The sequence below is a fragment of the Psychrobacter sp. PG1 genome (assembly GCF_014897815.1).
GTDB lineage: Bacteria > Pseudomonadota > Gammaproteobacteria > Pseudomonadales > Moraxellaceae > Psychrobacter.
In genome coordinates, this window is record NZ_JABUZG010000070.1 from 1 (window position 1) to 511 (window position 511).

Annotated in this window: 1 protein-coding gene; it reads left to right on the forward strand. The window is 41.1% G+C overall.

Annotated elements, in window-relative coordinates; all coding sequences use genetic code 11:
- Positions 1–92 precede the first annotated feature (92 nt).
- A partial coding sequence (locus tag INT03_RS11175; protein WP_193009010.1) for an IS5 family transposase occupies positions 93–511 on the forward strand: 419 nt, incomplete at its 3' end.

Here is a 511-nt window from a genome sequence, read left to right on the forward strand (position 1 = left end):
TAGGGCGTGTTGAACATTGGGAATAAAACGATGGCAAAAAAATAGCAAACGGTTAGTCTTTAAGTTCTCACACAAAAAAGACCTCGTTTGCTATGCCTCGTACAATGCTCAAAGATCAACACTGGACAAGACTAAGACCTATATTACTAGAACTTAATATCTATGACAAAGGGAATCTTAGACAAACAGTCGAAGGCGTATTATATCGTATGCGTGTTGGCTGTCCTTGGCGTGATCTGCCACCTTACTTTGGTAAGCCTAATACCGTCTACAAGGCTTATCAGCGCTGGTTTCGTAGCAATAAACTGATTGCACTGTTCGCTTTATTAATTAAAGACTCAGACTGTGAATGGGTATTTATCGATGGCACACACATTAAAGCGCATCAGCACAGTAATGGTAGCAATGAGGTGGAACAAGCTATTAGTAAAAGTGTGGCAGGACGCGCCACCAAGATTCATTTAGCGGTTGATGCTCACGGTAACCCTATTACTTTTATCTTATCAGATGG